General features: G+C 42.2%; 23 protein-coding genes. 22 read left to right on the forward strand and 1 reads right to left on the reverse strand.

Annotation, left to right across the window (positions count from 1 at the left end; genetic code table 11):
- Nucleotides 1–52 precede the first annotated feature (52 nt).
- The 11 genes from BA1_RS04570 (at nucleotide 53) to mtaB (ending at nucleotide 12,851) form a co-directional block, all read left to right on the forward strand.
- A complete protein-coding gene (locus BA1_RS04570; RefSeq protein WP_008356221.1) occupies nucleotides 53–1,261 on the forward strand; it encodes a stage II sporulation protein P in 1,209 nt (402 codons plus the stop codon).
- 13 nt (nucleotides 1,262–1,274) lie between these two features.
- A complete protein-coding gene (locus tag BA1_RS04575; protein ID WP_008356223.1) occupies nucleotides 1,275–1,607 on the forward strand; it encodes a YqxA family protein in 333 nt (110 codons plus the stop codon).
- A gap of 145 nt (nucleotides 1,608–1,752) precedes the next feature.
- The gene (gene lepA / locus BA1_RS04580) at nucleotides 1,753–3,591 is read left to right on the forward strand and encodes a translation elongation factor 4 (protein ID WP_008356225.1); all 1,839 of its coding nucleotides are present in this window, start codon (nucleotides 1,753–1,755) and stop codon (nucleotides 3,589–3,591) included.
- Nucleotides 3,592–3,705: 114 nt separating this feature from the next.
- The gene (gene hemW, locus BA1_RS04585; RefSeq protein ID WP_008356227.1) at nucleotides 3,706–4,845 is read left to right on the forward strand and encodes a radical SAM family heme chaperone HemW; all 1,140 of its coding nucleotides are present in this window, start codon (nucleotides 3,706–3,708) and stop codon (nucleotides 4,843–4,845) included.
- An 81-nt stretch (nucleotides 4,846–4,926) separates the two neighbouring features.
- On the forward strand, nucleotides 4,927–5,958 hold the full coding sequence (gene hrcA / locus BA1_RS04590) for a heat-inducible transcriptional repressor HrcA (RefSeq protein ID WP_008356229.1): 1,032 nt from the start codon (nucleotides 4,927–4,929) through the stop codon (nucleotides 5,956–5,958).
- 63 nt (nucleotides 5,959–6,021) lie between these two features.
- Nucleotides 6,022–6,579, forward strand: a complete 558-nt coding sequence (gene grpE / locus BA1_RS04595) for a nucleotide exchange factor GrpE (RefSeq protein ID WP_008356231.1) — start codon at nucleotides 6,022–6,024, stop codon at nucleotides 6,577–6,579.
- Between the two features lie 24 nt (nucleotides 6,580–6,603).
- On the forward strand, nucleotides 6,604–8,442 hold the full coding sequence (gene dnaK / locus BA1_RS04600; protein WP_008356233.1) for a molecular chaperone DnaK: 1,839 nt from the start codon (nucleotides 6,604–6,606) through the stop codon (nucleotides 8,440–8,442).
- Nucleotides 8,443–8,607: 165 nt separating this feature from the next.
- The gene (dnaJ, locus tag BA1_RS04605) at nucleotides 8,608–9,741 is read left to right on the forward strand and encodes a molecular chaperone DnaJ (protein ID WP_008356235.1); all 1,134 of its coding nucleotides are present in this window, start codon (nucleotides 8,608–8,610) and stop codon (nucleotides 9,739–9,741) included.
- A gap of 22 nt (nucleotides 9,742–9,763) precedes the next feature.
- Nucleotides 9,764–10,699, forward strand: coding sequence for a 50S ribosomal protein L11 methyltransferase (prmA, locus tag BA1_RS04610; protein WP_008356237.1), 936 nt, complete (start codon nucleotides 9,764–9,766; stop codon nucleotides 10,697–10,699).
- A gap of 23 nt (nucleotides 10,700–10,722) precedes the next feature.
- Nucleotides 10,723–11,493, forward strand: coding sequence for a 16S rRNA (uracil(1498)-N(3))-methyltransferase (locus BA1_RS04615; protein WP_008356238.1), 771 nt, complete (start codon nucleotides 10,723–10,725; stop codon nucleotides 11,491–11,493).
- Complete coding sequence (mtaB, locus tag BA1_RS04620; protein ID WP_008356240.1) at nucleotides 11,493–12,851, forward strand: tRNA (N(6)-L-threonylcarbamoyladenosine(37)-C(2))-methylthiotransferase MtaB; 1,359 nt, start codon at nucleotides 11,493–11,495, stop codon at nucleotides 12,849–12,851. The genes BA1_RS04615 and mtaB overlap by 1 nt, the downstream gene beginning before the upstream one ends.
- Nucleotides 12,852–12,893: 42 nt before the next feature.
- Here the strand turns inward: mtaB and BA1_RS04625 are convergent, their stop codons facing one another.
- Nucleotides 12,894–13,823, reverse strand: a complete 930-nt coding sequence (locus BA1_RS04625; RefSeq protein ID WP_008356241.1) for a Na/Pi symporter — start codon at nucleotides 13,821–13,823, stop codon at nucleotides 12,894–12,896.
- Nucleotides 13,824–14,004: 181 nt separating this feature from the next.
- On the opposite strand from BA1_RS04625, the gene rpsU reads away from it, so the two are divergent.
- The 11 genes from rpsU (at nucleotide 14,005) to BA1_RS04680 (ending at nucleotide 23,544) form a co-directional block, all read left to right on the forward strand.
- Entirely contained in the window at nucleotides 14,005–14,178 is a 174-nt protein-coding gene (gene rpsU, locus BA1_RS04630) for a 30S ribosomal protein S21 (protein WP_003152957.1), read from the forward strand.
- 14 nt (nucleotides 14,179–14,192) lie between these two features.
- Nucleotides 14,193–14,642 (forward strand): GatB/YqeY domain-containing protein, encoded by a 450-nt coding sequence (locus BA1_RS04635; protein ID WP_008356243.1) that lies wholly within the window; start codon nucleotides 14,193–14,195, stop codon nucleotides 14,640–14,642.
- Nucleotides 14,643–14,783: 141 nt separating this feature from the next.
- The gene (locus BA1_RS04640; RefSeq protein ID WP_008356245.1) at nucleotides 14,784–16,097 is read left to right on the forward strand and encodes an NfeD family protein; all 1,314 of its coding nucleotides are present in this window, start codon (nucleotides 14,784–14,786) and stop codon (nucleotides 16,095–16,097) included.
- A gap of 27 nt (nucleotides 16,098–16,124) precedes the next feature.
- Nucleotides 16,125–17,117, forward strand: a complete 993-nt coding sequence (gene floA, locus BA1_RS04645; protein ID WP_008356247.1) for a flotillin-like protein FloA — start codon at nucleotides 16,125–16,127, stop codon at nucleotides 17,115–17,117.
- A 31-nt stretch (nucleotides 17,118–17,148) separates the two neighbouring features.
- Nucleotides 17,149–17,646, forward strand: coding sequence for a hypothetical protein (locus BA1_RS04650; RefSeq protein ID WP_008356249.1), 498 nt, complete (start codon nucleotides 17,149–17,151; stop codon nucleotides 17,644–17,646).
- Nucleotides 17,647–18,017: 371 nt separating this feature from the next.
- Nucleotides 18,018–18,299 (forward strand): sporulation protein YqfC, encoded by a 282-nt coding sequence (gene yqfC, locus BA1_RS04655; protein WP_008356251.1) that lies wholly within the window; start codon nucleotides 18,018–18,020, stop codon nucleotides 18,297–18,299.
- A gap of 18 nt (nucleotides 18,300–18,317) precedes the next feature.
- A complete protein-coding gene (yqfD, locus tag BA1_RS04660; RefSeq protein WP_008356253.1) occupies nucleotides 18,318–19,508 on the forward strand; it encodes a sporulation protein YqfD in 1,191 nt (396 codons plus the stop codon).
- Between the two features lie 3 nt (nucleotides 19,509–19,511).
- Nucleotides 19,512–20,471, forward strand: a complete 960-nt coding sequence (locus BA1_RS04665) for a PhoH family protein (protein ID WP_008356254.1) — start codon at nucleotides 19,512–19,514, stop codon at nucleotides 20,469–20,471.
- Nucleotides 20,472–20,585: 114 nt separating this feature from the next.
- On the forward strand, nucleotides 20,586–22,700 hold the full coding sequence (locus BA1_RS04670) for an HD family phosphohydrolase (RefSeq protein WP_406566827.1): 2,115 nt from the start codon (nucleotides 20,586–20,588) through the stop codon (nucleotides 22,698–22,700).
- A complete protein-coding gene (ybeY, locus tag BA1_RS04675; RefSeq protein ID WP_008356260.1) occupies nucleotides 22,701–23,180 on the forward strand; it encodes an rRNA maturation RNase YbeY in 480 nt (159 codons plus the stop codon).
- Complete coding sequence (locus tag BA1_RS04680; protein WP_008356261.1) at nucleotides 23,158–23,544, forward strand: diacylglycerol kinase family protein; 387 nt, start codon at nucleotides 23,158–23,160, stop codon at nucleotides 23,542–23,544. The genes ybeY and BA1_RS04680 overlap by 23 nt, the downstream gene beginning before the upstream one ends.
- Nucleotides 23,545–23,555 lie beyond the last annotated feature (11 nt).

The raw sequence follows: 23,555 nt of genomic DNA on the forward strand, positions 1-23,555 counted from the left end.
TCTAGCTCGCTCATAGTGTAATTACTAGAAAGCGTGCTGGAGGGAGTAAATCATGAAAAAAAGACCCCGCCGTCCTCGACAGTTGGTTGTTGCGATTAATGGAACGAAAGTAGTGAAGAGTATTTTCTTGTTTATTGCCTCTCTTGTGGTTGTGTTTGTCATGTCAGGGTCTTTGACGTCTTTAAAACCTGAGCTTAGACCTCAAGCGTCATTATATGGTGTGGCAGATGAGCTGTCAGGGGCATTCTTTGCGACCCTAATGGGCATGGAAAACCAATATTTCGCCTCAGCGGTCCCAGAAGATCAGAAAGGATTCAATTTCTCTGGGCTGTCACTCAAGCTTGCCACAAGTATCAATTTAGAAGATCCTCGCAGTTTTCTAGGAAGAGAGCTGCCGGGCTTTGAACATTTTGATACAAAAATCATTTTAGCGGGTGAAGGGACAGACTATACGAATATGCCAATGGAATCGCCGCCGCCAAGTGAAGTCATCAAAGATGAAAAAGAGGCAAATTTGGCTGAGCTGGACAAGCTTGATGAGGATGAGCCGAAAAAGCCTGCGAAAGAGCCGGACCGATCTACAGGAAAACGAAAAGCTGTGTACATTTATCACACACATAATACGGAATCATATTTACCATTTCTAAAAGGAGAGACAAATCCAAACAATGCGCGGCACTCAAAAGTGAACGTCACCCTTGTCGGCGACATGTTTGGTAAAGCGCTCGACCAGCAAGGAATCGGCAACACAGTCGATAAAACGGAAATTGAAAAAAGACTGCTGCAAAAAGGGTTAAAGTATCCGCAATCGTATAATGAATCGAGACTGGTTGTAAAAGAAGCCCTCGCTAAAAATGAGGACCTCAACTATTTAATAGATATTCACCGTGATTCAAGAAGAAAGAAAGATACCACAGTAGAGATCAAAGGCAAGAAATATGCACGGATAGCGTTTGTTGTTGGGAAGAAGAATCAAAGCTATGAGAAAAACTTAAAGCTGGCGACGGAGTTCCACCATTTGATGGAGAAAAAATATAAAGGTCTCAGCGTCGGAGTGTTTGCCAAAGGAGAAATTGGTGATAATGGAATCTATAATCAAGACTTATCTGACAAAGCCCTTCTTTTAGAATTTGGCGGTGTGGATAATAATATGGAAGAATTGAAAAATGCATCTGACGCAGCAGCTGATGTGTTCAGTGAGATTTTCTGGGACGCAGAAAAGGTAAACGGCAAAGCAAAGGATGAGAAAAAACGGTCTTAAGGTGGTGCAGGGCATGGGCTCATTTATCGGAAAAACCATTATTTTAGGGTTGGTATTGCTGTTTGGCGTCTTTTTAGGAATGCAGCAAGCCAATAATGGCATGCTTCAAATGAAGGGCTACCATGATCCACAATTAAAAGGGGCCTTCACGATTCACATGAATGACGATCAAGAAAAAGAAGCCTCTATTTTAGGAACAGCTGTGACAGAAAAGGATTTAGCAGAAAAGCAAAAGCAGCTTGAAGAAATGGAGAGCTTTAATGCCTTCTCTAAGGCAGGGAAAGCTTTATCTGATGGCATGACCCATGCAGCCCGTTCTCTTTATGATTGGGTGAATGGGAAATAAACAGTGAATTTCATAAGATTACACACCTTTTCATGAAAGCCGCTAACCGATGAGCGGCTTTTCTTGATTTCGATTGAATCTTTACAGCCCTATTGATATAATCTAACCTAGCGCAACCCGCGTTTTATAGTAGGAGTGATAGATTGTGACAGATAAAGAAAAACGATTAGAACGGCAATCAAGAATTCGGAATTTCTCCATTATCGCCCATATTGACCATGGCAAATCCACATTGGCGGACCGTATTTTGGAAAAAACAGCGGCGATTACTCAACGAGAAATGAAAGAACAATTACTTGATTCCATGGACTTAGAGCGTGAACGCGGCATTACGATTAAATTAAACTCTGTCCAGCTGAAATATCAGGCCAAGGATGGAGAAGAATATATTATGCACCTGATTGATACACCAGGGCATGTCGACTTCACCTATGAAGTATCCCGAAGCCTGGCTGCTTGTGAAGGGGCAATTCTTGTTGTGGATGCAGCACAAGGCATCGAAGCACAAACACTTGCGAACGTTTATTTAGCTCTTGATAACAACTTAGAAATTCTACCGATTATCAATAAAATTGATCTGCCGAGTGCAGAGCCTGAGCGTGTAAGACAAGAAATTGAAGATGTCATCGGCTTGGATGCATCTGAAGCAGTTCTGGCCTCTGCTAAGGCGGGGATTGGGATCGAGGATATTTTAGAACAAATCGTCGAAAAGGTGCCCGCACCAACTGGAGACCCAGAAGCACCGCTTCAAGCCCTTATTTTTGATTCCCTCTACGATGCGTATCGCGGCGTCATTGCTTACATACGAATTGTCGAAGGGACGGTAAAACCCGGCCAGAAAATCAAGATGATGGCGACAGGCAAAGAATTTGAAGTGCTTGAGGTCGGCGTATTCACACCAAAAGCAATGCCAACAGACGAACTGACTGTTGGAGATGTTGGCTATTTGACAGCTGCCATTAAAAATGTCGGTGATACACGTGTAGGGGATACGATTACAAGTGCAGAAAACCCTGCAAAAGAAGCACTGCCTGGATACAGAAAGCTAAACCCAATGGTATACTGCGGACTTTATCCAATTGACACAGCGAAATACAATGACTTGCGTGAAGCGTTAGAAAAGCTTGAATTAAATGATTCTTCCCTTCAATATGAGGCAGAGACATCCCAAGCACTTGGCTTCGGTTTCCGCTGCGGTTTCCTCGGTATGCTTCATATGGAAATCATCCAAGAACGGATTGAGCGTGAATTTAAAATTGACCTCATTACGACGGCGCCAAGTGTTATTTACGATGTGTATATGACAGATGGAGAAAAAATCGTCGTAGATAACCCGTCTAATTTGCCTGATCCGCAAAAGATTGAGCGAATTGAAGAACCGTACGTGAAAGCGACGATGATGGTGCCGAATGATTATGTAGGTTCTGTTATGGAGCTTTGCCAAGGAAAGCGCGGTCATTTCATTGATATGCAATATCTTGATGCGAACCGCGTCAGCATTGTTTATGAAATTCCTTTGGCTGAGATCGTATACGAATTCTTTGATCAGCTAAAGTCTAATACAAAAGGGTATGCGTCCTTTGATTACGAGCTAATTGGCTATCGCCCATCCACTCTCGTGAAAATGGACATCATGCTCAATGGTGAAAAGATCGATGCGCTTTCCTTTATTGTTCACCGTGATTACGCGTATGAACGAGGAAAGATCATTGTAGAAAAGCTAAAAGAACTGATTCCGCGCCAGCACTTTGAAGTACCTGTTCAGGCAGCGATTGGTCAAAAAATTGTTGCTCGATCCACTATTAAAGCAATGCGTAAAAACGTACTTGCGAAGTGTTATGGTGGAGATATTTCCCGGAAAAGAAAGCTTCTTGAGAAGCAAAAAGAAGGGAAAAAGCGCATGAAGCAAGTGGGCTCTGTAGAAGTCCCGCAAGAAGCATTTATGGCCGTGCTGAAAATGGACGACAGCACACCGAAAAAATAACCGCCTCAAGGCAACCTACTTTACAATGTCTGCCTTGACGTTTATAGTCGAAAACAAACAAAGGTGCCGCAGCGATAAACTGCGGCTCTTTACCTGTAAAGAAGGTGTCATCAAATGAAAGCAGCTTACATTCACATTCCATTTTGTGAGCATATTTGTCACTATTGTGATTTCAATAAATTTTTCATTAAAACCCAGCCGGTCGATGAATACTTAGCCGCACTTGAAAAAGAGATGCAGCACACGATCGATCAAAAAGGAGAGCAAGAACTTAAAACGATCTTTATTGGCGGAGGAACTCCGACATCACTGACAATCAGCCAGCTAGATCAGCTTATGGACAGCATTCACCGCGTATTAAAACCGACTAAAAACCTGATCGAATTTGCAGTAGAAGCAAACCCAGACGAACTATCGCTTGAGAAACTGCATGTGCTAAAATCAGCAGGTGTCAATCGGTTGAGCTTTGGTGTACAAACATTTGAAGACGATCTGCTCAAAAAAATCGGACGGGTTCATCAAAAGAAAGATGTCCTCACGTCTTTCGAACGAGCAAGAGCGGTTGGATTTGACAACATTAGTCTCGACCTCATGTTCGGTTTGCCTCATCAAGAAAAACATCATGTCATGAATTCACTTGAGACGGCTTTTTCATTAGGTGCAGAGCACTATTCTGTCTATTCACTGATTGTCGAGCCGAAGACGGTTTTTTACAATCTGATGCAAAAAGGGAAACTGCATTTACCTCCGCAAGAACGTGAGGCTGAAATGTACGAGCTGGTCATGGATGAAATGGAGCGTCACGGGCTCAAACAATATGAAATTAGCAATTACGCCAAACCGGGCTTTGAAAGTCAGCATAACCTCACCTATTGGAGCAATGATGATTACTTCGGTTTTGGTGCAGGAGCGCACGGCTATGTAGATGGCGTCCGTAATGTGAACGCTGGACCAGTGAAACATTATTTGGAACTGATTGAACAAACAGGCTTCCCATATAAAGAAACACATCAAGTCACAAAAGCAGAACAGATCGAAGAAGAAATGTTTTTAGGTTTACGGAAAATTGAAGGCGTGAAAAGCGCTCATTTCCAAGCAAAATATGGAGACACTCCAGAAACGCTCTTTTCCTCTGTTCTTGAAGAATTAGCAGAAAAAGGGCTCATTGAACAGGATGAAATGGGCATTCGTTTAACAAGAAAAGGAAAATTATTAGGAAATGAAGTTTTTCAAGCGTTTCTCGGTGAGTTATAATTGACATTTTAATTTGAGTTTGGTAATTTTGTTTATACAATTAGCACTCGTTGAAAGAGAGTGCTAACAGGGGTGATGATGATGTTAACAAATCGTCAGCTTTTGATTCTGCAAGTCATCATTAATGACTTTATTCGTTCGGCGCAGCCAGTTGGATCAAGAACGCTTTCTAAAAAGGAAGACATCACATTCAGCTCTGCGACGATTAGAAACGAAATGGCTGATTTGGAGGAACTTGGTTTTATTGAAAAGACCCATTCTTCATCAGGAAGAATTCCTTCCGAAAAAGGATATCGTTATTATGTAGATCATTTGCTCTCTCCGCGAAAGCTGTCACCTAAAGAGCTTGTGCTCATCCAGTCAGTGTTTCAGGAGAAAATTTTTGAGCTGGAAAAAACAGTTCAAAAATCGGCGGAAATTTTATCAGATCTCACAAACTACACATCGATCGTGCTTGGTCCAAAGCTAAGTGAAAATCGATTAAAGCAAATTCAGCTTGTCCCCGTCCAGCCTAACAAAGCTGTGGCGATTATGATTACAGACAGCGGACATGTTGAAAACAAAACCATTACCTTCTCTGAGCATCTTGACGTCTCAGATATCGAGAAGCTGATGAATATTTTAAACAGCCGCCTAGCAGGGGTTCCGATGGATCAGCTGAAGGACAGGATGTATAAAGAAGTGGTGATGCTGCTTCGTACGCATTTAAAAAACTATGATCATATTTTAGATGCGCTTGAAAGCACATTTACTTCAACGCAAAATGAATCAAAACTATTCTTTGGCGGGAAGATTAATATGTTGAATCAGCCAGAATTTCATGACATTGACCGCATTCGTTCACTCATGATGCTGATTGAACAGAAGAATGATGTCATGCAGCTGTTTCATCCAAATGAGCAAGGAATCACCATTAAAATCGGTTCAGAAAACAATTTGGAAGCAATGGAGAATTGCAGTTTAATCACGGCAACTTATTCAATCGATCAAAAACCACTTGGCTCCATTGCTGTCATCGGTCCTACCCGCATGGATTATGGCCGGGTCGTCAGTCTTTTGCATCATGTATCAAAAGACTTGTCAAACGCACTTTCCAATTTGTATGATGATTAGGGTGATAAAAGGCGGGGGCGCAGCCCCTTCGTATTCTTGAATCTTTTGAGGGAGGTGAACACAATGTCAGAAGAAAAACAGACACCTGAGCAAGAAGCAGAAGTTGAAGCACAAGAAGAAGCAGTTCAAGCAGATACTGAGGAAGTAAAGCATGATGAACAGTCTGCCTTCCAAGAGAAAATTGATGAATTGCAGCAGCTTCTAGATGAAAAAGAAAACAAAATTCTGCGTGTTCAAGCAGATTTCGAAAACTATAAACGCCGTACTCGAACTGAAATGGAGACCGTGCAAAAATATCGATCTCAACATGTTGTCAGTGATCTTCTCCCGGCTCTTGACAACTTTGAAAGAGCGCTTGGAATTGATCCAGACAATGAGCAAACGAAAAGTTTGTTAGAAGGGATGAAAATGGTTTACCGCCAGCTGGTAGAAGCGCTGAAAAACGAAGGCGTTGAACCAATTGAAGCTGTCGGCAAAGAGTTCGATCCAAACCTTCATCAAGCCGTCATGCAAGTTGAAGATGAAAACTACGATTCAAATATCGTTGTAGAAGAATTGCAAAAGGGCTATAAACTCAAAGACCGAGTCATTCGTCCATCAATGGTAAAAGTAAATCAATAACTACATAATGGGAGGTCATTGAATATGAGTAAAATCATTGGGATTGACTTAGGAACAACAAACTCATGTGTTGCAGTACTTGAAGGCGGCGAGCCAAAAGTGATAGCAAACGCTGAAGGAGCACGTACAACACCATCTGTTGTCGCTTTTAAAAATGGAGAGCGCCAAGTAGGTGAAGTAGCAAAACGTCAATCAATTACAAACCCGAACACGATCATGTCTATTAAAAGACATATGGGTACAGATTATAAAGTAGAAGTTGAAGGCAAGAAATATACACCGCAGGAAATCTCTGCAATCATTCTTCAACACCTTAAATCTTACGCTGAAGCCTATCTTGGCGAAGAAGTAACAAAAGCTGTTATCACAGTTCCTGCTTACTTCAACGATGCAGAACGCCAAGCAACAAAAGATGCTGGTAAAATTGCGGGTCTTGAAGTAGAACGTATCATCAACGAGCCAACAGCAGCTGCACTTGCTTATGGATTAGATAAAACAGAAGAAGATCAAACGATTCTTGTATACGACCTTGGCGGCGGTACATTTGACGTGTCAATTCTTGAGCTTGGAGACGGCGTCTTTGAAGTACGCTCAACTGCTGGGGACAACCGTCTAGGTGGAGACGATTTTGACCAAGTCATCATTGATCACCTAGTCGCTGAATTCAAAAAAGAGAATGGCATTGACCTTTCTAAAGATAAAATGGCGCTTCAGCGTCTAAAAGATGCTGCTGAAAAAGCGAAAAAAGATCTTTCAGGTGTATCATCTACACAAATTTCACTGCCATTTATCACAGCAGGAGAAGCAGGGCCTCTTCACCTTGAATTAACGTTAACTCGTGCTAAATTCGAAGAGCTTTCTTCTGAACTAGTTGAACGTACAATGACACCTGTACGTCAAGCACTTAAAGATGCTGGTCTGTCTGCTAGCGAGATTGATAAAGTCATCCTTGTTGGTGGATCAACTCGTATCCCGGCAGTACAAGAAGCGATCAAAAAAGAAACAGGCAAAGAGCCTCATAAAGGCGTAAACCCTGATGAAGTGGTTGCACTTGGTGCGGCAATTCAAGGTGGAGTCATCACAGGAGATGTCAAAGACGTTGTCCTTCTTGACGTAACACCACTTTCTCTAGGAATTGAAACAATGGGTGGCGTCTTCACGAAGCTGATTGAACGGAATACAACCATTCCAACAAGTAAATCTCAGGTGTTCTCAACTGCTGCTGACAACCAAACAGCTGTAGACATTCACGTCCTGCAAGGTGAGCGTCCAATGGCAGCTGATAACAAAACATTAGGTCGTTTCCAATTGACTGATATTCCGCCAGCACCACGCGGCGTACCACAAATCGAAGTATCATTTGATATCGACAAAAACGGTATCGTAAACGTACGTGCAAAAGATATGGGTACTGGAAAAGAACAAAACATTACCATCAAATCTTCTTCAGGTCTTTCTGATGAAGAGATCGAAAAAATGATCAAAGAAGCAGAAGAAAATGCTGAAGCAGATGCAAAGAAAAAAGAAGAAATCGAAGTGCGCAATGAAGCAGATCAATTAGTGTTTACGACAGAAAAAACATTAAAAGATCTTGAAGGCAAAATCGATGAAGAGCAAGTCAAAAAAGCAAATGATGCAAAAGATGCGCTGAAAGCTGCGATTGAAAAAGGCGAGCTAGAAGACATCAAAGCGAAGAAAGATGAGCTGCAAACAATCGTTCAAGAATTAACGACAAAGCTCTATGAAGAAGCTGCAAAACAAGCACAAGCTCAGCAAGAAGGCGCTGAAGGTGCTAAAAAAGCAGATGACAATGTAGTGGATGCAGAATACGAAGAAGTAAACGACGATCAAGAGAAAAAATAATCACCTTTACTTTTGAATAAGACTGCTGAAACGTACTCGTCAGAAAGTCAAAGTCAGGATCTCTTGGCTTTGACTTTTTTCTTTTCAACGATGAAAATGAATTGAAAAAGGTCAAATCAAAATGATACAATCGTATTTATGTGAGAAAATCGGGAGTGTGAAGAGATGAGTAAGCGTGATTACTATGAAGTGCTTGGCGTGAGTAAGAGCGCCTCAAAGGACGAAATCAAAAAGGCATACCGCAAGCTTTCAAAAAAGTATCACCCTGATATTAATAAAGAAGCTGGCTCAGATGAGAAATTCAAAGAAGTAAAAGAAGCCTATGAAACCCTTTCTGACGACCAAAAACGTGCGCAATATGACCAGTTCGGTCATACCGATCCAAACCAAGGCTTTGGAGGCGGCGGCTTTGGAGGCGGTGGAGACTTTGGCGGCTTCGGTGGTTTTGATGATATCTTCTCTAGTATTTTTGGCGGCGGAGCCAGAAGAAGAGATCCGAATGCACCGCGTCAAGGAGCGGATCTTCAATATACAATGACCCTTTCATTTGAAGAAGCGGCATTTGGAAAAGAAGCAACGATCGAAATTCCTCGTGAAGAAACGTGTGAAACCTGTCATGGATCAGGTGCAAAACATGGAACAGAGGCGAAGACATGCTCACATTGCGGCGGATCAGGTCAACTAAATGTTGAGCAATCCACTCCATTTGGTAAAGTAGTCAACCGCAGAGTATGTAACTACTGTAGCGGAACTGGAAAACAAATTGATCATAAGTGTTCAACATGCGGCGGGTCAGGGAAAGTACGTAAGCGTAAGAAGATTAACGTGACAATCCCGGCAGGTGTTGATGATGGTCAGCAGCTTAGAGTATCTGGTCAAGGTGAACCAGGTGTAAATGGAGGACCTCCAGGCGATCTATTTGTTGTGTTCCATGTACGGACGCATGAATTCTTCGAGCGTGATGGAGACGACATCTACTGCGAAATGCCGCTCACCTTTGCGCAGGCCGCACTAGGTGACGAAATTGAAGTGCCGACATTACACGGAAAAGTAAAATTAAAAGTTCCTGCTGGTACTCAAACGGGTACAAAGTTTAGACTAAAAGGAAAAGGTGTAAAAAATGTACGCGGCTATGGTCAAGGTGATCAGCATATTGTTGTACGCGTCGTTACACCGACGAATTTAACTGAAAATCAAAAAGATATCTTGAGAAAATTTGCTGAAGTGAGCGGAAATAAACCCGACGAACAAGAAATGAGCTTCTTCGATAAGGTGAAACGCGCATTTAAAGGCGAGTAAGACGGATAAGGAGTTGGTAGTATTGAAGTGGTCAGAAATTAGCGTCCATACAACAAATGAAGCGGTGGAACCAATCACCAATATTTTGCATGAAGCAGGTGCAAGTGGTGTCGTGATTGAGGACCCGCTTGATTTAGTCAAGGAACGTGAAAATGTATACGGTGAGATCTACCAGCTCGATCCGAATGATTATCCTGACGAAGGAGTCATTGTGAAAGCCTATCTTCCGATGAATAGCTTTTTGATGGAAACGGTAGATGAGATCAAAGAAGCCATCAACAATCTTCTTTTATACGATATCGACCTTGGACGAAACACGCTGTCTACTTGTGAAGTAAACGAGGAAGATTGGGCGACTGCATGGAAGAAATACTATCATCCTGTGAAAATCTCTGAAAAGTTCACCATCGTTCCAACGTGGGAAGAGTATACACCCGTTCATTCTGATGAATTGATTATTGAAATGGACCCTGGTATGGCATTTGGAACAGGTACACATCCGACAACAGTCCTTTGCATTCAGGCGCTGGAACGCTATGTAAAGGAAAACGATACCGTGATTGATGTTGGAACAGGATCGGGCATTTTAAGTGTTGCCGCAGCGATGCTTGGTGCAAAGGACATTTATGCATTTGATCTCGACACCGTTGCAGTGGAAAGTGCAAAGCAAAACATTGCATTAAATGGTGTGAGTGAGCAAGTAACGGTGAAACAAAACAACTTACTTGATGGCATTTCAGGTGAACGTGATGTGATCGTTGCCAACATTCTTGCAGAAGTCATCTTGCGCTTTACAGATCAAGCGTACGACCTATTGAAGAAAGATGGTTACTTCATTACATCAGGTATCATCGGACAAAAGAAATTACAAGTCAAGACGGCTTTAGAAGAAGCAGGTTTTGAGATTGTTGAAGTGCTGTCCATGGAAGATTGGGTCAGCATCATTGCGAAAAAATAAAGCGAGTAGGTGTCAGGACACGTATGCAACGATATTTTATCGACCTCACGAAAGAAGAAGTGATGACAAAGGGAGCCATCGTCATAAAAGGTGAAGATGTACATCACCTTGCGAACGTCATGCGGATGAAAGCAGGAGAGGACATCCTTTGTTTAACGACAGACGGCTTTGAAGCGCTCAGTAAAATTGATACAATAACAAAGGAAGAAGTCATTTGTCACCTTGAAGACTGGACGAATCAGAATAGAGAACTTCCGGTCAGGGTGACGATTGCAAGTGGTCTCCCAAAAGGAGATAAGCTTGAGCTGATTATCCAAAAAGGTACAGAGCTTGGTGCAAGTGCTTTTATTCCATTCCAAGCAGCGCGTTCGATTACAAAGCTTGATCAAAAAAAGTCGCGTAAAAAACGAGAGCGCTGGGAGAAAATTGCGAAAGAAGCAGCCGAGCAGTCCTACCGAAATCTCATTCCTCATGTTCACCCAGTATCAACGTTTAAAGAGCTGATTCAACTGGCGGGTGAATTCGATAAATGTGTCGTTGCATACGAAGAATCATCGAAAGAAGGAGAGCAAAGCCGATTTCAATCTGTGCTCCAACAGATGAAAGGCGGACAAACCTTATTAGTGGTTTTTGGTCCAGAAGGCGGTTTAGCAGAAAAGGAGATTGAAGAACTTGAAGCGATTGGTGCAGTCATTTGCGGGCTCGGACCACGCATTTTAAGAACAGAAACAGCTCCTTTATATGCGCTTTCTGCTATATCTTATCAAACAGAGTTATTAAGAGGTGAATCATGATGGGAACAGTAGCGTTCCATACACTTGGCTGTAAGGTCAATCACTATGAAACAGAAGCCATCTGGCAGCTGTTTAAAGAAGCTGGCTATGAAAGAAAAGATTATGAATCAAAGGCAGACGTATATGTCATTAATACATGTACCGTCACGAATACAGGCGATAAGAAAAGCCGCCAAGTCATTAGAAGAGCCATCCGTCATAACCCAGATGGTGTCATTTGTGTCACAGGCTGTTATGCGCAAACATCTCCAGCAGAAATCATGGCGATTCCTGGTGTTGATATTGTGGTTGGAACACAAGACAGACATAAATTATTAGGGTATATTGAAGAATACCGTAGAGAAAGACAGCCGATTAATGGGGTTGGTAATATTATGAAAGCACGAGTGTTTGAAGAACTAGATGTTCCTGCCTTTACGGACAGAACGCGTGCTTCATTAAAAATCCAAGAAGGCTGCAACAATTTCTGTACATTCTGCATCATCCCTTGGGCGCGCGGACTTCTTCGTTCTCGTGATCCTGAAGAAGTCATCAATCAAGCGCAGCAACTTGTAGATGCCGGCTATAAAGAAATTGTGTTAACTGGCATTCATACTGGCGGATACGGAGAAGATCTAAAGGATTATAACTTTGCTAAGCTTCTAAAAGAATTAGACGAACGTGTCGCCGGTTTAAAACGAATCCGTATTTCGTCCATTGAAGCAAGTCAAATTACAGACGAAGTGATTGAAGTGCTAGATCAGTCAGATAAAATTGTCAGACACCTGCACATTCCACTTCAATCTGGCTCTAATACGGTCCTGAAAAGAATGCGCCGTAAATACACGATGGAATTCTTTGCAGAGCGTTTAACCAAGCTCAAAAAAGCACTGCCAGGTCTTGCTGTCACTTCAGATGTGATCGTTGGATTCCCTGGAGAAACAGAAGAAGAATTTATGGAAACATACAATTTTGTCAAAGACCATCAATTCTCTGAACTTCACGTGTTCCCTTACAGCAAACGTACAGGTACGCCAGCTGCAAGAATGGAAGATCAAGTGGATGAAAATGTGAAAAACGAACGCGTTCACCGCTTAATCGCGCTATCTGACCAGCTTGCAAAAGAGTATGCGTCGGCTTATGAAGGAGACGTCTTAGAAATCATTCCAGAAGAATCCTTCAAAGAACAAGACGGAAAGCACAATCTTTATGTAGGTTATACTGATAACTACATGAAGGTCGTATTTGAAGGCACAGAGGATATGATCGGCCGTTTGGTGAAAGTGAAAATTACGAAAGCGGGCTATCCTTATAACGAAGGACAATTCGTCCGCATCAGTGATGACGTGCAGACAGATCAAGTCAGAATGACCTCATAATAGATGAAAAACCGGCAGCCGTTAGGCAAGCCGGTTTCTTTTTTATGTTGACCGGGCAGGCAAAAGGAACAAAATCAGGGCGTAAAAAGGACGGATGAACGGGAAGAAAAGGAGAGAACTTGCGACATTAAACAGCAGACTAAAGTGTGCAATCTGCTGTGATGGAGAGCTCGCCAGAAGGGCAACGAACTCTGTGATAAGGGCGAGAAATGGGAGACATAATAGAACCCCAAGCACATTAAACACGACGTGGGCATAGGCAGTTTGGCGTGCCGCATAGCCGCCAGATATTGCAGCCATCACAGCGGTAATACATGTCCCAATATTCGACCCTAACACAAAGCTGATGCCTTCCTTTAGAGCTACAGTCCCTTCATTCATAAACCCCATCAAAATGCCAATGCAAACCGAGCTTGAATGAACAATGGCTGTGAACACCGTACCAGAAAGGAGCGCTGTCCAGTCAGAGTGCTGCATCATTTCAAGAAAACGCAATGTTTCTGGCTGGCTGGTCATCATACCTGCAATTTTTGAAAAGCCTTGAATGCAAAAGAAGATCATTCCAAGGCCAAATAGACTTTTTCCTGCATACTGAAAGGGTCTTCGGCCAAAAATAATACATACAAGACCGGCTGCAATCAAAACCCACATGAACACGTCCATCTTAATGGCGATAAACTCTGTTGTAAACGTTGATCCGATATTGGTTCCAAGAATCATTGGAATGGATTTTTTAAACGTGAGAATGCCTGTACTCACAAAGCCGATGACGATCACCATAAACGCCGAACTGCTTTGAAGAACCCCTGTAAACACAATACTAACCAAAAAAGCTTTCACTGGGTGATCTGTAAAGAGAAGAAGTGATTTCTCAATACGGGACGATGCGAGCGCCATTAACCCTTTTCTTAGCAAACCCATTGACCATAAAAAAATGAAAATAAGTGCACAAAAATAAATGATCGTCATCATAGAAAAGTCCTCCTCTTACGAATGAATATATGGACTTGTCTACCTGCTCATGACGAAAATATATTTCCAAATCACTTAGTTGACCTCACACTAGGCTTATATTATAATGTCTAGGTACATGTTTGCATGTATATCTTTTTTTAATGCAGTCGATTGGTGTATTCGGAGGGAGGGAAAGAGAATGTCAAAAACGGTCGTTAGAAAAAACGAATCGCTTGAAGATGCTCTTCGTCGCTTTAAACGCAGTGTATCCAAAACTGGAACATTGCAAGAAGCAAGAAAGCGTGAATTTTATGAAAAGCCTAGCGTAAAGCGTAAGAAAAAGTCTGAAGCTGCTAGAAAACGTAAATTCTAAAGAGGGTGGATTTTATGAGTCTTCTTGAGCAATTAAATTCTGATATGAAGCTTTTTATGAAAAACCGTGAGAAAGACAAGCTTGTTGTCATTCGTATGGTAAAGGCTTCGCTCCAAAATGAAGCAATTAAGCTTAAGAAAGACAGTTTGACCGGCGATGAGGAACTAACCGTCCTTTCCCGCGAGATTAAGCAACGTAAAGACTCCCTCCATGAATTTTCGAAAGCTAATCGCTTAGATTTAGTAGATAAAGTTCAAAAAGAGATTGACATTTTAGACGTTTATTTACCTGAACAGCTTTCTGAAGAAGAACTACAGGCGGTTGTGAAAGAAACAATTGCTGAAACAGGTGCTTCATCGAAAGCTGATATGGGTAAAGTCATGAGCGCTATTATGCCAAAGGTAAAAGGTAAAGCTGATGGTGCTGTCATTAACAGACTTGTCAGCGAGCAGCTGTCTCAATAAAAAAGTATCCTTCTAACACTAGAAGGGTACTTTTTTTATGCCCTCATCATTCTGTCATATAAAAATGAAACCTATGATACATTTGTAACGTATGTAAAGGAACGGTAAAATGGAAGAAAGAGAGGGGGGATCACCACATAGATGAAAAAAATAAAAATTTCTATTGCTCTCTTCAGTTGTTTTATAATATGCTTGTTATTAGGGGTTCAATTGACCGCGAAATCAGCAGAACAGAAAGTTCATGTCATCCCAATTGAAGATACAGTAGAAAAAGGACTTTCTAAATTCATTGAACGATCATTTGAGCAAGCAAAGTCGGAGCGGGCGAAACATATTATTCTTGACATCAATACGCCAGGTGGTGCAGTTGATGCGGCTCTTGAGATCGCAGATACCATTCGTGCGACCGATATCCCAGTGACAGCGTTTGTCAATCATAGAGCGCTTTCAGCCGGGGCTTTCCTTGCCCTAAATGCCGATCAAATTTATATGACCCCAAACGGAAAGATGGGGGCTGCTGCGATCATTGATGGAGAAGGCAATGCTGCCGATCAAAAGTCTGAATCTCTATGGCTTGCTGAAATGAGTGATGCTGCTGAGAAGCAGGGGCGTGATCCAAAATATGCTCTTGCGATGGCAGATGTAGATATAGACGCAAAAGAAGCCGGTGCACCTAAAGGAGAATTGCTCACCTTCAATACAGATCGAGCGCTTCAGTTCGGCTATGCAGAAGGTGAAGCGAAAAATCTGGATGACTTGCTTCAGAAGCTGAACTTAGCAGATGCTTCTGTTCAATACGATGAAGTGAGCTTTGCTGAAAAGGTTGCGCGTTTTTTCACGCACCCAATCGTCATTCCCATCCTTTTATCCATCGCAAGCTTAGGGTTAATTGTTGAGCTGTATTCTCCCGGCTTTGGGGTCCCAGGTACGATGGGGATCACGGCGCTTCTTCTATTCTTTTATGGTCATCTTGTGGCAGGTTTTGCAGGATATGAGACGTTGTTCCTGTTTTTAGCTGGGATTGTGCTCATTATTTTGGAATTATTTTTGCCAGGGGGAATCGTAGGTGTCATTGGACTAATCTGTGTCGTTGTCAGCTTGTTTTTAGCAGCTGGGAGCTTTACAGAAATGGCGATTTCCATCTTGATTGCCACTGCTGTTTCAATCATAGCAGTTATATTATTGACAAAGGTGTTGGGGAAACGTATGAAATTTTTCAAAAAGTTCATTTTAACCGATTCAACCAATAAAGAAAGTGGTTATGTCTCAAATGAAACAAGAGAAGATCTTGTTGGACAAATCGCAGTGACAGCTACAGCACTTCGTCCATCTGGTACGATTGTACTCGGTGATGAGCGCATTGATGTTGTGTCAGAAGGTGCATTTATCGACAAGGATGAACAAGTAAAAATTATCAAAGCGGAAGGCTCACGCATTGTCGTGAGGAAAGTATAGATATACTGATTTTATAGGAGGAATAAAATGGATCCATCTACTTTACTATTATTTGTGATTATCGCAGCAGGTTTGATCGTTCTATCGATCTTCTTCACCTTTGTACCGGTGATGCTGTGGATTTCTGCCCTAGCGGCTGGCGTAAGAGTGAGCATTTTTACACTTGTAGGAATGAGGCTTCGCCGAGTGATTCCAAACCGAGTGGTGAACCCGCTGATCAAAGCGCATAAAGCAGGTCTTGATGCGACGATTAACCAGTTAGAGAGTCACTATCTTGCAGGTGGTAACGTAGACCGCGTTATCAACGCACTGATCGCAGCTCAACGTGCGAATATCGAGTTGAACTTTGCACGCTGTGCAGCAATCGACCTAGCAGGCCGTGATGTTCTTGAAGCGGTACAAATGAGTGTAAACCCTAAGGTCATTGAAACACCATTTATCTCTGGTGTTGCGATGGACGGGATTGAAGTAAAAGCAAAAGCACGTATTACAGTTCGTGCAAACATTGACAGGCTTGTCGGTGGTGCAGGGGAAGAAACCATTATTGCACGTGTAGGTGAAGGGATTGTCTCTACAATCGGTTCATCAGATAATCATAAAAAGGTTCTCGAAAACCCTGATATGATTTCTCAAACTGTTCTTGGTAAAGGACTAGATTCAGGTACTGCATTTGAAATCCTCTCGATTGATATCGCAGATGTGGATATCGGCAAGAACATCGGGGCAATTCTGCAGACAGACCAAGCAGAAGCCGACAAAAACATTGCCCAGGCGAAAGCAGAAGAACGCCGCGCAATGGCTGTTGCACAAGAACAAGAAATGCGTGCGAGAGTTGAAGAAATGCGCGCGAAAGTAGTAGAAGCAGAGGCTGAAGTACCACTTGCAATGGCTGAAGCACTACGTGAAGGCAATATCGGTGTCATGGACTACATGAACATTAAAAATATCGATGCTGATACAGATATGAGAGATTCATTTGGCAAAATGACAAAAGGTCCATCTGATAATGAAAACAAATAAGCATCCTCTCACGCCTTAAGGAGGGAGCCCATTGGACATTCTATTTGAAAATCCGCTACTAATCGCGATTATTATCGGTATCATCTCTGCGGTCTTTGGAAAAATCGGCAAACAAGAGGAGAATGAGGAAAAAAGCAGGCAAAACAAGCCTGCTCCTCAGCGTAAGCCGATGCCCAAAAGACAAGCAGAACAAACAAGTCCAGATCCAGTCGTGACGGACCAGCTAGACGATTTTGGCGATGTACATGATCATGGCGGGATGAAGAAAAAAACATCACAGTCCTTACAAGACCGCTATACGGATACACTTGCCAAAATGGAAGAAAGAAAAAGCGAGCTGAATCGAGAATTCCAATCGCTTGAAAGGCAGCTTAAAAGGCCAAAGGCAGCATCTGCTGAAGTGAAGCCGAAAATCATTGAGAAGCTCAACCAAGATACAGTAGTTCAAGGGATGATCCTTGGTGAAGTATTTGGAGAGCCGCGTGCGAAAAAGCCGCATCGAACGATGAAACGGCCTTATCAAAGATAAAGAAAGAAAAGCCCCTTGTCTAAAGGGGTTTCAGCGTGTAGACAAGCCCTTGCTTTCTTTGTCAGGCTCGCGCTCAGGTGCTCGTCCTTCCTAGACTGCAAAGGTTCTCTATCACGCTGAAAAGACGACAAAGGGCTAAAATCAAGTTCATTTTAGCCCTCTGTCAACAGTCTAACCCCCCTTTCACTAAAGGGGGTTTTTTGTGTCCTGATGGTCATTTTTCACAAGCGATATGATGAACTGGCTGTTTTACGGATTCATTAGCATGATATGAACCGCTGGGGAATAGGATGATATAGAGGCTTTCTCATCAGTCTCACCATCTTTCAGTTTGATCTCATACACATGAGGTGGGAAGGGGTTCTTATTGAATGGGAAAAAGAAAAAATCGACTTAAAGCATGGCTGACAAGAACACTCGAAATCCCTCCGGACGTCATGATGGATCTACCCCGTATTACGATGGTTGGCAGACTCCACATTTACATAGAGAACCATAAAGGGCTTTTACTTTTCAGTGATCAAGAGGTAAGGCTTATGCTCAAGCAAGGTCAATGCATGATTTCAGGAAAAGACTTTGTGATAAAAACGATTTTGCCAGAAGAGATCTTATTGGAAGGGAAAATCGATGAGGTCCGTTATATTGATTCTTAACTGACGGAGGGGAGAAGCGTGAAGAATAAATGGTTTGCCTATTTTATTGGCAGAGTGGAAGTGGAGATGAAAGGAAGCGGCATTGAGCGCCTCATAAATGAGTGCACGAGACAGGGGATCACAATTTTTCAAGTGAGCCGCCGTCAAGACAGCGTGCGCTTATTTATTCGCCTGTCAGATGTACATGCCTTTAGAAAAGTGCGCAGACACCATGAAGTGAAATGTTCATTTCATCAAAAGAAGGGGTTTCCGTTTCTTCTCCTATGGTCGAGAAGAAATATCGGATTTACCCTTGGGATGGTTTTTTTCCTAGTGACGATATTGGCTCTTTCAAATATGGTGTGGAAAATTGAGATCAAAGGTGCGAATCCAGAGACAGAACATCAAATGAGAAAGCACCTAGACGAAATTGGGGTACAAAAAGGACGTTTTCAGTTTCTTATGGGGACACCTGAAAAAATACAAAAATCACTGACGACCAACATTCAAAGTATTACATGGGTCGGGGTTGAATTGAACGGAACGACGTTTCAAATGAAAGTGGTCGAAAAAAATGAGCCGGAAAAGGAGAAATATACGAGTCCTCAGCACATCGTCGCCAAGAAAAAAGCAGTCATAACGAGGATGTATGTAGAAAAAGGCGAGCCGCTTGCCCAGGTCGATGAGCATGTGAAAAAAGGGCAGATGCTTGTCTCTGGTTTGATTGGAAGTGAAGATCAGAAAAAAAAGGTAGGAGCTAAAGCGAAAATCTATGGTGAAACATGGTACCGTTCTGAAGTTTCTGTCCCTCTTCAAACATCTTTTGACGTCTTTACGGGTAAAATGAAGACAAAGCACAAGCTCTCCTTATTCGGAGGTTCCATCCCATTTTGGGGATTCTCCTTTAAAAAAGATGATTTTCAGCAGCCAAAAACAGAAACGGAAGTTCATCCGCTTCATTTCTTAAATGTTCAGCTGCCGTTCTCCTATGAAAAGGAAATCACACGTGAAAGTGAAAAAATAAATCGAACATACACAAATAAAGAAGCGGTTCAAGCAGGGATTAAAATGGGTAAAAAAGAATTAGAAGAGAAGCTAGGTCAAACAGGTGAGGTAAAAAGTGAAAAAGTTTTGCACGAGACAACAGGGAATGGTAAAGTTAAGTTAATCATCCTTTACCAAGTAATAGAAGATATTGTTCAACCAACACCTATTGTTCAGGGAGACTAGAGAATGACAGAACATTTACTTGAGATTCAACAAAAATTGGATAGCCCAAACGAAGCCATTGCTTTATTTGGCAATCAAGATGCTTATCTGAAACTGATGGAAAACGAGCTGAATGTCTCCATTATTACTCGTGGAGAAAAGGTGTATGTTTCTGGTCAGGAAGCATCAAGAGATACAGCGAGTCGTTTGATTGCATCTCTCTTACATCTCATCCGTAAAGGCATTGAGATTTCTGAACGGGATGTCGTCTATGCCATTAAAATGGCGCAAAAAGACAAGCTCAATTATTTTGAAAATATGTATGAAGATGAAATTACGAAAAATGCCAAAGGAAAGTCGATCAGAGTTAAAACGATCGGCCAGCGTGAATATGCTGCGGCAATGAAAAAAGATGATCTCGTCTTTGGGATTGGGCCCGCTGGTACAGGTAAAACGTATTTGGCAGTGGTCAACGCAGTACATGCGCTGAAAAATGGACATGTGAAACGGATTATCCTGACAAGACCAGCTGTTGAAGCGGGAGAAAGTCTTGGCTTTTTGCCAGGCGATTTAAAGGAAAAAGTCGATCCTTATTTAAGACCGTTATACGATGCTTTGCATGATGTGCTTGGCAGTGATCATACGGAACGATTAATCGAGCGCGGTGTCATTGAAGTAGCACCTCTCGCCTATATGAGGGGCCGGACGCTCGATGATGCATTTGTCATTTTAGATGAAGCCCAAAATACAACGCCAGCCCAAATGAAAATGTTTTTGACGAGATTAGGGTTTGGCTCTAAAATGGTCATTACAGGAGATATTACACAAATTGATCTGCCAAAGGGCGTCCAGTCAGGCCTTGCGGCTGCAAGGGACATGCTTGCAGAGATCAAGGGCATCTCATTCATTGAATTAGACCAAACAGATGTGGTCAGACACCCGCTTGTGGCGAAGATCATTGGCGCATATGAAAAGCAAAAATGAACTGAGTGACCCGATCGTCTTAATCGGGTCATTTTGTTTCGATCGTGTTTTAAAGTAAAAAAGGAGGTACTTTCCTTGAGAAAGAAACAGAAAGACAGTAAGCGCAAAAGACTGCTGTCTAAAAAAGAACCTCAGAAAATGGAGCGCTCACGTTATTTAAACGTGCTGCTATACGCTGGTTTAGCAGCCATTCTGTTTGTGGTGCTCTTCTTCCATGTAAAGCCTGAATCGCTCGACTTAGATTTGTTTTCAGTGAGCGAACAGACCATCTATTCTCCGTCTACCGTTGATGATCAAGAAGCAACAGAAGAAAAGAAACAAGAAGCAACGGATCAAGTAGAAGATCAATATACACTCAAAAAAGCGTATTCTGATAATCGTGTTGACCTCATTTCATCCCTCTTTGAAGCGATTAAAGAAGAGAAGAAAGCAGCAGCTGCTGATAAAGAGAACCCGCCGACAGATCAAGAAATGGTGAAGCGTGTAAAAGAAAAGCTTACAACCGATATGCAGGAAGCTGTTTCAGATCAATCTATTAAAGCGCTGCTCCAAGCAAGTGACGAAAACCTTTCATTTACGAAGGATTCTATCATCACAGTGGTCAATTCATTGATGAGTAAAGAGATCACGGCAGCTAAGTTACAAGAAGAGAAAAAACAAGTGAAAACAGAGCTTGAAAATAATTCGATTCCGTCAAAATATTTAAATGCGGCGAAAGAAATCGGTGAATTTGCGATCATTCCTAACTATGTATTTGACCCAGTAGCAACAGAGAAGAAAAGACAAGAGGCAGCTGATAGCATTCAGCCGGTTCAAATCAAACAAGGGCAAATTTTAGTGGAAGAAGGAGAACTCATTGACCGTGAAGTTTATCGCAAATTAGAACTGACTGGTCTGTTAAACAGCTCCAATTTGGTTAAGCCTATTAGCGGTCTTATCATATTAATCGGTCTCTTCTTAGCAGCGATTGCTCACTCACTTGAAACGAGGAAAAAGTCGCTTGTCCATAAGAATAAATCGTTACTGCTTTTTTCGCTTATTTTCACCATCATTTTAATCATCATGGAAGTATTCAGCCTCTTCCAGGAAACGAAGTATACGACGATAGGCTATGTCGTGCCAGTGGCGCTAGGTACGATGCTGATCAAACTGCTCATTAATGAGCGGCTAGCGATCTTCTCCGGTCTCGTATTTGCTCTTTGCGGCAGTATGATGTTTAATCAAGGAGTAACCGGCGTCTTTAACTATGTCATCTGCGCCTATTATCTCATGAGCGGGATGGCGGGAATTTTATTTTTGAGAAAACATAATGCGAGATCGAAAATTTTACAGGCAGGGCTTTTGGTAGCATTGGTGAATGTGCTGGTGGTTCTATCCATTATGCTGATCCAAAATTCTTCTCCATCAGGGCTTGAAATTAGTGTGAATCTTGTGATGGCAACTGTGTCAGGGTTTGCATCGGCTATTTTGGTCATTGGCTTAATGCCGGTTTTTGAGAGCATGTTTGGCATTCTTTCGACAATGAAACTCATTGAATTATCGAATCCGAATCATCCGCTGCTCAAAAAGATTTTAACAGAGACGCCAGGTACATATCATCATAGTGTCATGGTGGCGAATTTAGCGGATGCCGCTTGTGAAGCAGTCGGAGCAAACGGTCTTTTAGCAAGAGTCGGCGCTTATTATCATGACATTGGAAAAACGAAAAGACCGCAATACTTTATTGAAAATCAAATGAACATTGATAATCCGCACGATAAACTTTCTCCTCAGCTGAGTAAAAATATTATTATTGCCCATACGACAGATGGTGCTGAGATGCTGAGGGAAAAGAAGTTTCCAGAGGAACTGATTGATATTGCAGAACAGCATCACGGGAAGTCGCTACTGAAGTTCTTCTACTATAAGGCAAAAGAACGGGATGATCAGGTGACAGAAGAAGAATTTCGCTACCCTGGTCCAAAACCGCAATCAAAAGAAGCGGCCATTATTTCTGTGGCTGACAGCGTGGAAGCGGCGGTTCGCTCGATGCATAATCCAAACCCAGAGCGGATTGAAAAGCTGGTCAAAGGCATTATTTCAGATAAAATGCAGGATGGACAATTCAGTGAATGTGATCTGACATTTAAAGAATTAAATATTATCAGCCAAACGATTTGTACAACATTAAAGGGGATTTTCCACTCTCGGATTGAATATCCAGATGCCCCGAAGCAGAAGGTGAAGTAAATGACATTGTTAATCGATTTAATAGATGAAACAGGACAAGTAACGAAAGAGCAGCTTGAAGAGGTGGAAAAACTTCTTCAATTTGCTGCGGATGCCCTTGGGGTAAAAGATCAAGCGGAAGTATCAGTTTCAATCGTTTCGAATGAAGAGATTCATCAAATCAACAAAGAATACCGAGGGAAGGATGCGCCAACGGATGTGATTTCCTTTGCACTTGAGGAAGAAGGCGAAGGGGAAATTGAAATCATTGGTGCAGATGACATCCCGCCGGTACTTGGTGACATTATCATTAGTGTGGATCGAACGAAAGAGCAGGCAGAGGAATATGGACATTCCTTTATGAGAGAGCTTGGATTTTTAACGATTCATGGTTTTCTTCATTTGCTTGGTTATGATCATATGACAGAGGAAGAAGAAAAAGAAATGTTCGCCAAACAGACAAAAATATTGGATGATTATGGGCTTTCGAGATCATCGTAAGAAGCGAACGCTGCTTGTCCGTTTTTTTCGGAGTTTTTATTATGCATTTAAAGGAATATGGCGAACTTTCTTGAATGAACGGAATTTTCGATTTCACACAGTCGCAGCCATCATCGTGGTGATTTGCGGCTTTTGGTTTCACATTGAACCGAACGAATGGATGATCGTTCTGCTATTATGCGGAGGGATGCTTGCGCTAGAACTTGTGAATACAGCGATTGAACATGCAGTGGATCTTTGCACAGAAGAAAAGCATCCGCTTGCGGAGAGAGCAAAGGACGCAGCAGCAGGCGCTGTTTGCGTTTACGCCGCAATTTCGGTTATGATTGGGTTAATGATCTTCTTACCGAAGATCATGCAATAGAACAATATTAC

This window comes from Bacillus xiamenensis (assembly GCF_000300535.1).
Lineage (GTDB): Bacteria > Bacillota > Bacilli > Bacillales > Bacillaceae > Bacillus > Bacillus xiamenensis.

Bases quoted from the DNA above. Each gene is read 5' to 3' on its own strand.
- BA1_RS04625 (WP_008356241.1), bottom strand. From the start codon at position 13,823: ATGATGACGATCATTTATTTTTGTGCACTTATTTTCATTTTTTTATGG.
- grpE (WP_008356231.1), top strand. From the start codon at position 6,022: ATGTCAGAAGAAAAACAGACACCTGAGCAAGAAGCAGAAGTTGAAGCA.
- BA1_RS04615 (WP_008356238.1), top strand. From the start codon at position 10,723: ATGCAACGATATTTTATCGACCTCACGAAAGAAGAAGTGATGACAAAG.
- mtaB (WP_008356240.1), top strand. From the start codon at position 11,493: ATGGGAACAGTAGCGTTCCATACACTTGGCTGTAAGGTCAATCACTAT.
- BA1_RS04680 (WP_008356261.1), top strand. From the start codon at position 23,158: ATGGGCTTTCGAGATCATCGTAAGAAGCGAACGCTGCTTGTCCGTTTT.
- BA1_RS04570 (WP_008356221.1), top strand. From the start codon at position 53: ATGAAAAAAAGACCCCGCCGTCCTCGACAGTTGGTTGTTGCGATTAAT.
- BA1_RS04575 (WP_008356223.1), top strand. From the start codon at position 1,275: ATGGGCTCATTTATCGGAAAAACCATTATTTTAGGGTTGGTATTGCTG.
- BA1_RS04665 (WP_008356254.1), top strand. From the start codon at position 19,512: ATGACAGAACATTTACTTGAGATTCAACAAAAATTGGATAGCCCAAAC.
- dnaJ (WP_008356235.1), top strand. From the start codon at position 8,608: ATGAGTAAGCGTGATTACTATGAAGTGCTTGGCGTGAGTAAGAGCGCC.
- ybeY (WP_008356260.1), top strand. From the start codon at position 22,701: ATGACATTGTTAATCGATTTAATAGATGAAACAGGACAAGTAACGAAA.
- hrcA (WP_008356229.1), top strand. From the start codon at position 4,927: ATGTTAACAAATCGTCAGCTTTTGATTCTGCAAGTCATCATTAATGAC.
- yqfC (WP_008356251.1), top strand. From the start codon at position 18,018: ATGGGAAAAAGAAAAAATCGACTTAAAGCATGGCTGACAAGAACACTC.
- BA1_RS04640 (WP_008356245.1), top strand. From the start codon at position 14,784: ATGAAAAAAATAAAAATTTCTATTGCTCTCTTCAGTTGTTTTATAATA.
- BA1_RS04635 (WP_008356243.1), top strand. From the start codon at position 14,193: ATGAGTCTTCTTGAGCAATTAAATTCTGATATGAAGCTTTTTATGAAA.
- dnaK (WP_008356233.1), top strand. From the start codon at position 6,604: ATGAGTAAAATCATTGGGATTGACTTAGGAACAACAAACTCATGTGTT.
- floA (WP_008356247.1), top strand. From the start codon at position 16,125: ATGGATCCATCTACTTTACTATTATTTGTGATTATCGCAGCAGGTTTG.
- rpsU (WP_003152957.1), top strand. From the start codon at position 14,005: ATGTCAAAAACGGTCGTTAGAAAAAACGAATCGCTTGAAGATGCTCTT.
- hemW (WP_008356227.1), top strand. From the start codon at position 3,706: ATGAAAGCAGCTTACATTCACATTCCATTTTGTGAGCATATTTGTCAC.